The sequence below is a fragment of the Nocardia otitidiscaviarum genome (genome assembly GCF_007362295.1).
In the GTDB taxonomy this organism is placed as follows: domain Bacteria; phylum Actinomycetota; class Actinomycetes; order Mycobacteriales; family Mycobacteriaceae; genus Nocardia; species Nocardia otitidiscaviarum.
Map to the genome: position 1 here is coordinate 5,838,808 of NZ_CP041695.1, position 13,556 is coordinate 5,852,363.

Here is a 13,556-nt window from a genome sequence, read left to right on the forward strand (position 1 = left end):
CACCCGGGGCGGTGGCTCGGGGTGACTTACTCTCGAGTTGTGGATTACTCGCCGGGTGTGGACAACCCGGATCGGTTACACCTGGGCGACGTACGGTCCCTTGTTCTTCGGAATCACCAGCCAGAGCACCAGATAGATGATGAACTGCGGTCCCGGCAGCAGACAGGACAGCACGAACAGCGCACGGATGAGATTGGCGTTCCAGCCGAAGTACTCGGCAAGTCCACCGCAGACTCCGGCGATCCACTTATCGCTGGTCGAGCGGGTGAGGCGGCGGGTGGGAGTCGGTGTTGTCATACCTCCACTCTCCCCGCGCGGCCTCGCGCGCGCATCGGTCCAACGCCCGATTCGGACCCTGACTTTCCGCCGCCCCCATCTCAGGGTCCAACCCTGAACAGGGCAGACTGCACCCAATGAGCGGGCAGGCGCGGCAGCGACAACGGGTGTCCACGCCGCGCCCCGACGATGCGCGAAAGGACACAGCGTGAGCGCGACCCTGCACGCCCGCGGACTATCGGCCGGGCACGGTGAACGAACCCTGTTCACCGATCTGGATCTCGTCCTCGCACCGGGCGACGTGATCGGCCTGGTCGGGGTGAACGGGGCCGGGAAATCGACCCTGCTGCGCATGCTCGCCGCCGGTCGGGCGGCGGATGGCAGCATCGCGCTCAGCCCACCCGACGCGACCGTCGGCTACCTCGCGCAGGAACCCGAGCGGCTGGCGGGCGAGACGGTCATGGCCTTCCTGGCCCGCCGCACCGGTGTCGCGGACGCACAGCGGCGGATGGACGCGGCGGCCGAACGGCTCGCTGACGGCGGCGCGGACGAGTACTCCCCCGCCCTGGAGCGCTGGCTGGCGCTCGGCGGAGCGGATCTGGAGCAGCGCGCCGCGGAGGTGGCCGCCGAACTCGGCCTCGCCGAGAGTCTGCCGCACGGCCTGGACACCCCCATGACCGTGCTCTCCGGCGGCCAGGCGGCCCGCGCCGGATTGGCCTCGGTGCTGTTGTCGCGCTTCGACATTCTGCTGCTCGACGAGCCCACCAACGACCTGGATCTGGACGGCCTGGAGCGCCTGGAGCAGTTCGTGGCGGGTGTGCGTGCACCCCTCATGGTCGTCAGTCACGACCGGGAGTTCCTGGCGCGCACCGTGAATCGCATCGTCGAACTGGATCTCGCCCAGCAGCGGGTGGACGTCTACGACGGCTCCTACGAATCGTATCTGACCGAACGCGAGATCGCCCGCCGCCACGCCCGCGAGGCCTACGAGGAGTTCGCCGACACCAAGGCCGGACTCGAGGCCCGCGCCACCATGCAGCGCAACTGGATGGAACACGGCGTGCGCACCGCCCGCCGCAAGGCCAAGGATCCGCGAAAGCTGGACTCCGACAAGGCGGGTCGCAAGATGCGCGCGGAGTCCACCGAGAAGCAGGCATCCAAGATCAAGCAAACGCTCAAGCGCATCGAGCGCCTGGATGCGGTGGAGGAACCGCGCAAGGAGTGGGAGCTGCGCATGTCCATCGCGACCGCGCCGCGCAGTGGCACGGTGGTCGCCACACTCTCCAGCGCCACCGTGGCGCGCGGCGACTTCACACTCGGGCCGGTCACCGTGCGCATCGACTTCGGCGACCGCATCGTGCTCACCGGTGACAACGGTTCGGGCAAGTCCACCCTGCTGTCGCTGCTGCTCGGAAAGACCGTGCCGGACAGCGGTTCCGCCGCCCTGGGCTCCGGCGTCGCCATCGGCGAGGTGGATCAGGCTCGCGGCTTGTTCCGCGGAACCGCCACGCTCGCCGATACGTTCAGCGCCGAGGTGCCCGACTGGCCGGAATCCGAGGTCCGTACCCTGCTGGCGAAGTTCGGCCTGCGCGGCTCACATGTGTTGCGCCCCAACGACACCCTGTCACCCGGCGAGCGCACCCGCGCCGCCTTGGCCCTGCTCCAAGCGCGCGGGGTGAACCTTCTCGTACTGGACGAACCCACCAACCATCTCGACCTGCCCGCCATCGAACAGCTGGAGCAGGCGGTCGAATCCTTCGACGGCACCCTGCTGCTGGTCACGCACGACCGCCGCATGCTCGACACCGTGCGCGCCACCCGCCGCTGGCGCATGGAACGCGGCCGACTGACCGAGGACCGCTGACGCGCGGCGGAGTCCTACACCGCCGCTACCAGTTTCGCGAGATCACCAGCCAGCCGCTGGGCCTGGTCCAGATCGGTGGCCTCCACCATGACGCGGACCAGCTGTTCGGTTCCGCTGGGGCGCAGCAGAACTCGACCCGAATCGCCGAGTACACGTTCGGCTTCGGACACCGCCTCCTGCACCGAGGGAGCCGCCGCGACAGCGGACTTGTCGCTGACGGGGACGTTCACCAGCACCTGCGGCACCGTCCGCACCACGGATGCCAGATCCGCCAGGCCGCGACCGGTTTCGGCCATGCGCGCCATGAGCTTCAAGCCGGTGAGAATGCCGTCGCCGGTGGTGCCGAAGCGCGGGAACACCACATGCCCGGACTGCTCGCCGCCGAGTGAATAGCCGCCGCGCCGCAACTCTTCCAGGACGTACCGATCGCCGACCGCCGTGGTGAGCACCGTGATTCCGGCCTCACGCAGGGCGATGTGCAGACCCAGGTTGCTCATGACCGTCGCCACCAGCGTGTCGTCGACCAACTGGCCGCTGTCGCGCATGGCCAGTGCCAGGATCGCCATGATGGCGTCGCCGTCCACGACCGCGCCGGTGGCGTCCACGGCCAGGCAGCGGTCGGCATCACCGTCGTGCGCCAGACCCAGATCCGCGCCGTGTTCGAGGACCGCGCGCCGCACCTGCTCCAGATGCGTCGAACCGCAGTCGTCGTTGATGTTCAACCCGTCCGGGTCGGCGTGAATGGCGATGACGGTCGCACCCGCCTCGCGGTACGCGGTCGGCCCCACCTCGGAAGCCGCGCCGTTGGCGCAGTCCACCACGACCTTCAGTCCGCTGAGGTCGCGGCCGGTGGCCTCCACGAGGTGTTCCACATAGCGCTCGTGCGTGCCCTCCAGGGTGTAGGCGGCATCGGCGTGGAAGACCTGTCCGCCGAGGCCGGGACGGCCCAGCACACGTCCGATGGCCGCCCCCGTGGGCCGGGCGAAGGAGCCCTCGGCGACCAGCGCCTCGATGCGGTCCTCCACGGCGTCGTCGAGCTTGTGCCCGCCCGCGGCGAAAATCTTGATTCCGTTGTCCGGCATGGGATTGTGCGATGCCGAGATCATGACGCCCAGGCACGCGTCATACACGCCGGTCAGATATGCGACCGCCGGAGTCGGCAGCACGCCGACGGACAGCACGTCCACTCCGGCCGACGTCAGGCCCGCGGTGACCGCCGCCTCCAGCATTTCGCCACTGGCCCGGGGATCGCGCCCCACCACCGCCAGCGCGCGCTTCTTGCCCCGGCTCAGTACCTGCGCCGCCGCGGCCGAAACCCGCAGCGCCAGTTCCGGACTCAGTGACTCGTTGGCAAGCCCGCGGACTCCGTCGGTGCCGAACAAACGTCCCATACCTCACCCCTGGTCGATTGACATAGCAAAAAAGCAGGCGCCCGGCCGGTCCGAAAACCGTTGCCGGAAGCCTGCTCTCGTACCGGGGATCGCCCCCGCCCTGCGGGGAGCACGCGGTCTCGCCGCGCCATGCCCGTACGAATCGCCGCACCTGACAATACCGTGCCCGGCCCATCGCGGGGCCGGGCACGGTACAGCCGTACGGCGCGATATCAGCGCTTCGAGTACTGAGGCGCCTTGCGGGCCTTCTTGAGGCCGTACTTCTTGCGCTCGGTGGCACGCGGGTCACGGGTCAGGAAGCCGGCGCGCTTGAGGGCCGGACGATCCTCAGGGGTGACCTCGATCAGCGCACGAGCGATGGCGAGACGCAGCGCGCCGGCCTGACCGGACGGGCCGCCGCCGACCAGGCGGGCGTGCACGTCGAAGGTCTCGGTGCGCTCGACGGTGACCAGCGGGGACTTCACCAGCTGCTGGTGCACCTTGTTCGGGAAGTAGTCCTCGATGGTGCGGCCGTTGAGCACGAAGTTGCCGGAGCCGGGCACCAGGCGGACGCGGACCACGGCCTCCTTGCGGCGGCCGACGGTCTGCACCGGGCGGTCGATGACGACCGGGGCGTAGGTCTCGGCGGTGTACTCGGCGTCGTAGCCGGCACCCTCGTCGACGACCTCGACGCTGGTGTCCTCGACGACGTAGTCGTCGTTGAATTCCTCAGGAGCGGTCACTGGGCCACCTGCTTGATCTCGAACGGAATGGGCTGCTGAGCGGCATGCGGATGGGTCGGGCCCGCGTACACCTTCAGCTTGCCGGCGATGCGGTTGCCCAGCTTGTTCTTCGGGATCATGCCCTTGATGGCACGCTCGACCAGCCGGTCGGGGCGGGTCTCGAGCACCTGGCGGACAGACCGGGTCTTCAGACCGCCCGGGTGGCCCGAGTGGGTGTGGATGAAGGTGCGGTCGGCCTTGTTGCCGGCAATGGAGATCTTGTCGGCGTTGATGATGATGACGAAATCGCCACCATCGACGTTCGGGGCGTAGGTCGGCTTGTTCTTGCCGCGCAGCAGATTCGCTGCCTGCACGGCAAGGCGGCCGAGCCGTACGTCAGTGGCGTCGATGACGTACCACTTGCGGGTCACGTCACCAGCCTTGGGGCTGTACGTAGGCACAGTGCTTCCCTGTCTGTCGTCGGTGTTGCCAGCCAAGCATGCGATCGAGCCGATCCCGGCGGCCGGTGGAGACCCGGGGACTCGTGGGACACACCGGTTGCCCGGCGGTACCGCACGCCAACGGGCCACGATACCAGGGGTGGGCCGGGCACCAGAAACCGGTCTCCGGCGGGCGGGCAGTGGACCTCACCGGCCGAGTGAGGCAACGCACCCGGTCACGGGCCACGCGGGTCGGCGCACCGGCCACAGGCCCGCTCGGACCGCGAACCGGTCACGAGCGGAGTGAACCGGTCAGGAGTCGAAGTGCGGGTCAGATCTGGACGGGCGGGCCCGGGTCCGCGCCTCGGATGGGGCCGGGGATGGAGTAGCGCAGGGTGTCGATGCCGCTGGGGGTGCACTCGACCACCCCGGGACCGTTGATGGCGGCGATGCCGGGGGCGGGCGGGAGGGTGGCGAAGGGGGTTACGGCGCACGAGCCCCCGGCCGGTTCGGCGGTGCGGTCCACGGCGGGCCAGGAGCCGAAGTCACCCACGGGCCGGACGGCGGGCGCGGGGATGTCGTATTCGACCGATCGGATGTCGAAGTCACTGGCCACCGCGGTCGAGTCGACCGTGGTGGCGGGTGTTTCGGCGGCGACCGGAGGCGTCTGCGCACCGGAGAGCGCATCGCCGGCGCCGAACCCGGATGATGCGGCGTCGGAGTCCCCCACGGTTTCGGTCCCCCGCGCGGTCGCCGCGAGGTCGTCGGCGGGATGCCCGGAGTGCAGGGTGACCGCGGCGAAAGCGGCCGCACCCAGGACGGCGGGGGTTCCGAAGCGCCTTCGCATCAGCGCTTGCCCTTCATCTTTCGCCACAAGCCCTTGCGCTTGCGATCGCCCTCGGCCGCATCGCGATCCGAACTGTCGGCATCGCGGTCCGGCGATAGCGGATGGGGGGACTGCGGCCCGCTGGACGGCATCGGTCCACCGTACATCGCTCCGCCCTGACCCGCCCCGGTTCCCGCGGACGTTCCGCCGGGTCCGTGCGGCCCGTATCCCCCGCCGCCAGGCCCGTACTGCCCCGGTTGGCCGTACCCGCCCGGAACGCCACCGGCACCGTATCCCTGCCCCGGCGCTACCTGCCCATGCGGACCCGTGCTCTGCCCCGCCGCGGCCTGCCCATGCGATCCCGCGCTCTGACCGGGCGCAACCTGCCCATGGGGCCCGGTGCCCTGGCCCGGCGCAGCTTGGCCGTACGGAGCATTCTGCCCCGGCGCACCGGAAGCCTGCCCGTAACCGGAGCCTGGTCCGGGCGCGGCGGGAACCTGCCCGTGCGGGCCGGTGCTCTGCCCCGGCGAGTATGGGCCCGCAGCTTGCCCCGGATAACCTTGCCCCGAATAGTCCTGCCCCGCAGGACTATTGCCAGCTCCTGACTGCTGCTGTCCGGGCGTCTGACCCGAATAGCCCTGCCCGGCGGCAGCACCCGGCTGCCCAGCACTCCCGCTGGGCGAATTCCCCTGTCCCGCCGTCTGACCGGCCTGCGGCTGCCGCCCGACCACGGCGGTCATCTGGTCGTCGGCGGGCGTCCCCGGTGGCCGCGTGAACCGGCCGCCCACGTTCGCGAGCCCCGGCGGTAGTCCCCGCGCCGACTGCGACGCGATCGGCACCTCCCCGCTGGGCGGATTCGAGGGCGTTCCATCCTGCCCCTGGGCGGCCGCCGCATGCCCCTGCGCCGCGAGCTGCGCGGCCTCGGCCTGGGTCATCCGGCGCGTCTGCCCTTCGGCGGGGTCGATCCCACCGGATGCCGACCGCGCACCCCCGCCGCTCGCCACCTGCGCCCCGTCCGCCGCACCGGCGGGATTAGCCACCGTGCCGTGCCCGACCTGTCCCGCGACGGCGGCCCCGGCCTGTTGATCGGCGGCGGCGACCGCCTGCTGACCGATCGCCGTTGCGCCCGAACCGGATTCGCTCGACCCCCGCTGCCCCGCCGCGGCGCCGCCCGGCTGCGCGTATCCGGGCTGTCCGGGCGCGGGTTGGGTGAGGCGGGGGTCCGGTGCGTACTCGTCGGCCTCGATGTCATTGGCCAGCAGGTGGGTCGCGCCCAGGACCAGCGCGTGCATGGGGTGGTCGGCGACCTGGAGGCGGTGGCCGAGGTGGTTCTGGAAGGCCAGGCGTAGGGCGTCGTTGAAGGCGATATTGCCGGTGAGCAGGACCGTGGAGGTGTCCGCGCCGATGGTGCGGGCGGCGGCCATGACCTCGATCACCACATTGTCGGCGGCGCGGGCGTCGTGCAGGGCCTCCGGATGGATGGTCAGGCCCATGGATTCGGTGGGCTCCTCGTCGTCACCGTGTACGGCGACGACCAGGCAGCCGCGACCGTCGGAGTAGACGCCGGTCGCGCCGACCACCGGGCCGGGTTCGGGGCCGCGCACCAGGTTCAGCGCGCGCACGTATCCCGACAGCGCCACCGACTCCGGCAACGGCTCCACGATCACGCCGAGCTGTTCCACCAGGCGCGCGTATTCGTCGACCTTGGGGTCGGGCCAGTCGTCCGGGAACGGCAGCGCCACCACCGCGGGCGCCCCGCCCAGATGCTTGCCGATACCCGCCAGCGGATTGAACAGCCGCGCCCGGAACACCAGTTCGGCGGGCCAGGTGGCCCCGGCCACCACGATCTGCGGGTGACCGATGATGTCGCGCACATCCGAGATGGCGATACCGACGTCGGGACGCCGGTCCACCCCGGCGGTGTGCAGCCGACCGGATGAATCCGCCAATAGGTACGCGGGCGGTGTATATGTGCCTTCGACCTGCACCGGGCGGATCGGTGTGCCACCGCCGCCGGCGGCCGCCGTCACCACATCCCACCCGAGATGCACTGCCCCAACTCGAGCCGTCACAGCCACCAGTCTGCCTGTTCACCCGTCGGCACGCGCGGCGCGCCCGTCACGCGGCCGATTTCTTGAGCCGCAGCCGAGACCAGGTGAGCAGCGCGAAGACCAGCGCCAGCACGCCCAGCATGCCCACGTTCAGCGCCCAGATCCGCGGTTCGTGCTGCCACAGCTCATCGGGCTGCGCGGCGGCGAACAGTTCACGGATGTTCACCGTGGACGCACCGGCGGCATAGCCCCAGCGCGCCGGGAACAGCCAGGACACCTGCTCCAGAACCACCCGGTCGGTCACCTGGATCATGCCGCCCGCCATCACCAGCTGACACATGATGATGACGACCAGCAGCGGCATCACCTGCTCGTTGGAGCGGGCCAGCGTGGACAGCAGCAGGCCGAGCACCACACAGGTCACCGTGGTCAACGCGATATCGACATACAGCTCAATACTGCCGTTGGGGATGACCGCGCCGGCGCCGGGCGCCTTCTTGACCGCCAGCACGATGCCCAGCATGACCGCCGCCTGCAGCAGCGCGGCAATGCTGAAGATGACCACCTTCGACATGAGGTACGCGCCCGAGCGCAGGCCGACCGCGCGCTCGCGGAAGTAGATCGCGCGCTCCCCCACCAGATCTCGCACCGTCAGAGTGGATCCCATGAAACAGGCGCCGAGTACCAGCACCACCAGCAACTGCTGGGATTCGCTGCCGCCGACGACCATGAAGGAGCCGTCCGGCATCTGGGTGAGCGCACCCTTCTGGAAACCGTTCTTGCCCGGCACCACCAGTGACAGCCCGCCGAGCACGAACGGCATGACCGCCAGGAAGATGAGATAGCCGCGGTCGGCCAGGATCAACCGCACCTGTCGGCGCGCCAGTGTCGAGAACTGTTTGAAACCACTGGATTTCGGCGGCTTCACCGGTTCGAGCTGTTTCACCGCCGGTGGCGGCGGCGCGAAGGCTTGGCGCGACCGGTAATTCGCGAAGGCGCGATCGGGATCGGCGGCGACCCGGGCGAAGATCTCCGCCCAGTCGTTGGTGCCCAGGAAGTCCTGCACTCCGCCCGGATGCCCACAGAACGCGGTCTTGCCGCCGGGTGCGAGCAGCAGCACCTGATCGCACATGTCCAGGCAGGCAACGGAATGCGTGACCACGATGACGGTGCGGCCCGCGTCGGCGAGCTCCCGCAGCATGGTCATGACCTGACGGTCCAGCGCCGGATCCAGACCGGAGGTGGGTTCGTCGAGGATCAGCAGCGAGGGACCGGTCAGCAGCTCCATGGCCACCGAGGCACGCTTGCGCTGACCACCCGAGAGCCGGTCGACGCGGGTGTCGGCGTGCTGGGTGAGCGAAAGTTCCGCCAGCACACCGTCGATCACGCGTTTGCGGTCTTCCTTGGTGGTATCCGGGGGCAGGCGCAGCTGGGCGGCGAAGCCCAACGCCTGCTTGACGGTGAGCTGGCGGTGCAGCACATCGTCCTGGGGCACCATGCCGATCCGGGAGCGCAGCGCGTCGTACTCGGCGTGCAGATTGCGACCTTCGAAGGTGACCACACCGGCCGAGGGCTGGGTCGCGCCCGCGATGAGTTTGGACAGCGTGGACTTGCCCGCACCCGAGGGCCCGATGAGCGCGGTCAGCGATCCGCGCCCGGCCTGCATGTTCACATCGACGAGCAGCTGTTTGTTGCCCTCGACGGTGAACCCGATGCCGTGTACGTGCAGGCCCTGCTCGGCGACCGGCCGCTGCCGGTGGACGAGGGTGCCCTCCTTGACGACGAAGTCGACATTGCCGATGGTGACGATATCGCGTTCGCGTAGCTCGGCCTGCTGCTGCCGACGACCGTTGACGAAGGTGCCGTTGGCCGACCCGAGATCCTCGATGGTCAGCCCGCCCTGATTGCCCGCGATGAGGCGGGCATGCTTGCGGGAGGCCAGCGGATCGTTGACGACGATCTGATTGTCCGGCGTACGACCGATGGTGAGCCCGCCCGCGGGCAGCCGATCCGCCCGCGCCACGGGACCTTCGGCGGCCCGGGCGCGCACCGGCGGCAGGGCCGAGACATCGGCCTTGGCCGTCATATTCATGACATCCGGAGCGCCCGCGTGCAGCGGCACTTCCGGCTGCGACGCCGACGGGGGTCGCACCTCCGGCTGCGGCATCGACGGGGGCCGTACCTCCGGCTGCGGCATCGACGGCGGACGCACCTCCGGCTGCGGGGTGGAGGGCGGGCGGTGCATCTGCTGCGGCTGCGACGGCAGCCGGTGCTGCGGCTGCTGGTGGGAGGGCTGCTGATGCGCGGGTGGCTGGTGCTGCGCGGGCGGCTGATGCTGCGCAGGTGGCTGGTGCTGCGGTTGTGACGGCGGCCGATGCAGCGGCGGCTGATTCGTCGGCTGCCGGAAGGCGTGCGGCTGCGCGTAGGGCTGCGGCCGCTGCTGCGGTGGCGGCGGGGTGCGGCGCGGTTCCGGCGGACGCTGCTGCGGCGGCCACTGCTGCTGCGGCGGCGCGGCCGGGTTCGGCGTCGGCCCGCTCCCCCCGCGGGCGGCCTGCGGCAGCAGATGCAGCAGCGGCCCCGTGATGGCGTCGCCCAGGCGCACCTGGGTGGGCCGGTGGATGGCCAGCGGCATGGTGAGCCTGCGAGCGTCCACGAAGACGCCATTGGTGCTGCCGTTGTCGGTGAGCACCCAGGCGCCGCCCTGAAACGACAGGGTGGCGTGTACGCGCGACACGAGAGGGCTGTCCACGAACAGCGCCACCTCGGGTGCCCGTCCCATGGTGACCTGTTGACTCGCGTCGAAGACCCGATCGGTTCCTTCATGACGCACGGTGATCTGCTGCGCCCCCGGTAAAGACATGCTGCGGATACTATTCGATTGCCCGGACTTCGGCGGAGCCCCGAGCGGCAAGCTGTCTACCCTCGGGCGGGAACTGGTCGGCTGGCAAGGGAGTGGATGTGTCGATGCGCCGTACGACCGGCCGATCCTCGCGACGGATCGAACCGGGCGGCCGGACAGCGGCGGCCCTGGCCGTGTTCACTCTGGTGGCCGCGCTGCTGGCCGGATGCACATTCACCGTCGAGGGTCGGGCCGTATCAATCTACGACGATCCGTTCCAGGTGGCCGGCCTGCCCACCACCAGCGGACCCAACGGCCCCCGCGCGGGCGTGCCCGACTCCACCCTCACCGCCACCAACTCCGATGGCGGCGCCATCGACACACTGGTCCTCAATGCCCTGGAAGATATCCAGACCTATTGGCAGCAGGAGTATCCGAAGGAGTTCGGCAACGAGTTCACGCCGGTGAACACCTTCGTGTCGTGGAGCGCGCGCACCCCGCGCGCCCAGGCGGTGCGCTTCTGCGACGAGACCACCTACCGGCTGGTCAATGCCGCGTACTGCCGCCTCGACAATTCCATCGGCTGGGACCGCGCGGTGCTGCTGCCGACCATGCAGGACACCTTCGGACAGATGTCGGTGGTGATGGTGATGGCCCACGAGTACGGCCACGCCATCCAGACCATGGCCAAGCTGCTCGGCCGCAAGGATCCGGTGATCGTCAAGGAACAGCAGGCGGACTGCTTCGCGGGGGCGTTCATCCGGCATGTGGCCGAGGGCAAGTCGAAGCACTTCACCATCAACACCTCCGACGGGTTGAATTCGGTGCTGGCCGCCACCGTGGCCATCCGCGATTCCGATCCGGAAGATCCGGAGAGCGTGCACGGTTCGGCCTTCGAACGCGTGACGGCGGTGCAGATCGGCTTCACCGACGGGGCCAGGAGCTGCAAGGCCATCGATATGGCCGAGATCGAGAGCCGACGCGGAAAGCTGCCGCAGGACTTCGGCGATGACGCCAACCGCGGCGAATCCGAAGTCGGCCAGGGCACTCTCACCGAACTGGCGAAGGCCATGGCGGCCATCATGCCGATCGCGGACGAGCCCAAGTACGACTACGACACCGCGAATCTCGACTGCCGCAACGGCGCCGACACCGTGCCGGTGACCTACTGCCCGGCCACCAACACCATCGGCACCGACCTGTCCGCGCTCGCCGATCGGGGCGCGGCCGATGCCGAAGAGCAGGACGGACTTCCGGTCAAGGTGACCGGCGACTACAACGCGTACGTGGTGTTCATCTCCCGCTACGCGCTGGCCGTACAGCACGCCGCCGGTCAACGGCTCACCGGCGCGAAGACCGGCCTGCGGGCCGCCTGCCTGGCGGGGGTGATCACGGCGGAACTGGCCGATCCGGATACGCGAACCCAGGCGAGCATCACACTCTCCCCCGGCGATCTGGACGAGGCGGTCTCCGGTCTGCTCACCGACGGCTTGGCGGCCAGCGATACCGAGGGCAAGACCGTGCCGAGCGGATTCTCCCGGGTGGACGCGTTCCGCGCCGGAGTGCTCGGCAGCCGCAACACCTGCGACGCGCGCTACAGCTAGCGGCGGTCGCGCTGTCGCGACGCATCACCCCGACTACCCGAAGGGCGGCGGCGCGACGGGTTCCAGGCGCAGTACGCGGTTGCCGAGCAGCACCTCCGCGCCGTAGGTCAGCGCCATGGGCTGGTGGGGTTGCAGCCGCACCCAGTCGTGGTAGCCGGGCAGGCGGACGCGGGTGCCGTTGGTGGAGCCGCGGTCGACCACCGTGACATCCCAGTTCACCAAACGGATTTCGGCGTGCGCGCGGGACATTCCCCCGGAGGCGTCGTCGACGCGCAGCGGCACCAGGCCCGCCCGCGCCGCCTCGGACTGCTCCGGATCGCGTCCCACCACCGCATCCGCCGTGAGCATGTAGGTCATGCCGTCGTCGAGCAGCAGCATGCCCAGCGGCGGGCGGATCACCTCGGCCAGCGGCTGGGTCTGGTCCACCGGCATCCCGCACACGCTGCAGAACGCCGACCGCGGATCACTGGGATGCGCACGCGCGCATCTGAATCCGAGCACCTTCACGGTGAGCGCCGTGGCCTTGGCGGTGGCATCCAGGCGGCGCTGCAGATCCGGGTCCGGTGTGGGCGCGGGATTGGTGCCGCCCAGCTCGGTCGGGGCGCGGTGCGGGTCGAAGTCACCGGTATCGGCCGAATCCGATTGCGTCCCGGTGGGACCGGTGCGCGGCACGGACTGTGAGCCCGCGCCGAGGCTCGCACTCGAGCCGTGACCGCCGACCGCACCGGCATCCGGGTCGGTGTGCGCACCCGACTGCGTCGACGCACCCTCGGCGACCTCGAACTCGGCGGGCAGCTGGGTCGAGGTGCGGGTCGGCGTGAGATCCGGATCGTATTCCGGCACAGCACGATCGGTGATCGGATCGAAGGCAGCCGTCGGTGGCGGCGCGGCATGCCGACCCCGGGGCGACTCACCCGGCTCCGGGGCGCTGTGCCGCCCGCCGCCCCCGAACTCCACCCCGTGCGACGGGATCGCCCGCCGACGCACCGGCAGCGGTTCGCCCTCGAACCACACCACCGCGCCACCGGCCTGCGCGACACCCTCGACGAGTGAGCCGATACCTCGCTGTGGCAGTTCCGGCACCCGTCCTCGGCCGTCGTCGATATAGAGCGCCGCGGCCAGCGCCGGATGTTCGGCGACCCGGTCCACGGTGAAGGCGGCGTCACTACCCCGGTAGTACTCGACCGACTGTCCGGCCAGCACCGCGGTCACCGCACCGTGCAGGAAGACGGCCACACCGCCGGTGTCGGCGGCCGACAGTATCCCGAAGTCCACGGACTGCCCCGGCGAGATCCGCTCGGCCTCCTTCATGAGCCACCGGGTGGCCTGCCGCGCGACCAGTCGGCCGGGACCGTCGGGAGCCTCCTCGGTGGCGTCCGCGACCAGATCACCCAGCGCCCGGGCGGCGACGGCGGCCCGGGATTCGGATGTGAGCCTGCCGCTCTCCCGATGCGCCACCAGAATGACGGCACCCGCCACCCGGGTGAGCACATGACTGCCCGCGACCACCTCGACCTGCCGATCCATCACAGGAATCGGCCCCGGAACGACGGGCGGCGGGCGA

The 13,556-nt window shown here is 70.1% G+C and carries 10 protein-coding genes; 2 read left to right on the plus strand and 8 right to left on the minus strand.

The window, feature by feature from the left end; all coding sequences use genetic code 11:
- Positions 1–75: 75 nt before the first annotated feature.
- The gene (locus FOH10_RS26305; protein WP_143982728.1) at positions 76–297 is read right to left on the minus strand and encodes a PspC domain-containing protein; all 222 of its coding nucleotides are present in this window, start codon (positions 295–297) and stop codon (positions 76–78) included.
- A 187-nt stretch (positions 298–484) separates the two neighbouring features.
- On the opposite strand from FOH10_RS26305, the gene FOH10_RS26310 reads away from it, so the two are divergent.
- Entirely contained in the window at positions 485–2,140 is a 1,656-nt protein-coding gene (locus tag FOH10_RS26310; RefSeq protein ID WP_143982729.1) for an ABC-F family ATP-binding cassette domain-containing protein, read from the plus strand.
- A 14-nt stretch (positions 2,141–2,154) separates the two neighbouring features.
- On the opposite strand, the gene glmM is transcribed toward FOH10_RS26310, so the two are convergent.
- From glmM to FOH10_RS26340, 6 genes are all read right to left on the minus strand, one after another.
- Positions 2,155–3,531 carry a phosphoglucosamine mutase gene (glmM, locus tag FOH10_RS26315; RefSeq protein WP_143982730.1) on the minus strand — a complete coding sequence of 459 codons (1,377 nt, stop codon included), beginning with the start codon at positions 3,529–3,531 and terminating at the stop codon, positions 2,155–2,157.
- A 212-nt stretch (positions 3,532–3,743) separates the two neighbouring features.
- Positions 3,744–4,253 (minus strand): 30S ribosomal protein S9, encoded by a 510-nt coding sequence (rpsI, locus tag FOH10_RS26320; protein WP_029923749.1) that lies wholly within the window; start codon positions 4,251–4,253, stop codon positions 3,744–3,746.
- Positions 4,250–4,693, minus strand: coding sequence for a 50S ribosomal protein L13 (gene rplM / locus FOH10_RS26325; RefSeq protein WP_029923748.1), 444 nt, complete (start codon positions 4,691–4,693; stop codon positions 4,250–4,252). The genes rpsI and rplM overlap by 4 nt, the downstream gene beginning before the upstream one ends.
- Positions 4,694–5,003: 310 nt before the next feature.
- Entirely contained in the window at positions 5,004–5,519 is a 516-nt protein-coding gene (locus FOH10_RS36100; RefSeq protein WP_143982731.1) for a hypothetical protein, read from the minus strand.
- A complete protein-coding gene (locus FOH10_RS35855) occupies positions 5,519–7,570 on the minus strand; it encodes a mediator complex subunit 15 domain-containing protein (protein WP_244961381.1) in 2,052 nt (683 codons plus the stop codon). The genes FOH10_RS36100 and FOH10_RS35855 overlap by 1 nt, the downstream gene beginning before the upstream one ends.
- A gap of 46 nt (positions 7,571–7,616) precedes the next feature.
- On the minus strand, positions 7,617–10,409 hold the full coding sequence (locus tag FOH10_RS26340; protein ID WP_143982732.1) for an FHA domain-containing protein: 2,793 nt from the start codon (positions 10,407–10,409) through the stop codon (positions 7,617–7,619).
- A gap of 104 nt (positions 10,410–10,513) precedes the next feature.
- Between FOH10_RS26340 and FOH10_RS26345 the strand changes: the two genes are divergently transcribed.
- Positions 10,514–11,992, plus strand: coding sequence for a neutral zinc metallopeptidase (locus FOH10_RS26345; protein WP_244961382.1), 1,479 nt, complete (start codon positions 10,514–10,516; stop codon positions 11,990–11,992).
- 33 nt (positions 11,993–12,025) lie between these two features.
- On the opposite strand, the gene FOH10_RS26350 is transcribed toward FOH10_RS26345, so the two are convergent.
- Complete coding sequence (locus FOH10_RS26350) at positions 12,026–13,519, minus strand: FHA domain-containing protein (RefSeq protein WP_143982733.1); 1,494 nt, start codon at positions 13,517–13,519, stop codon at positions 12,026–12,028.
- Positions 13,520–13,556 lie beyond the last annotated feature (37 nt).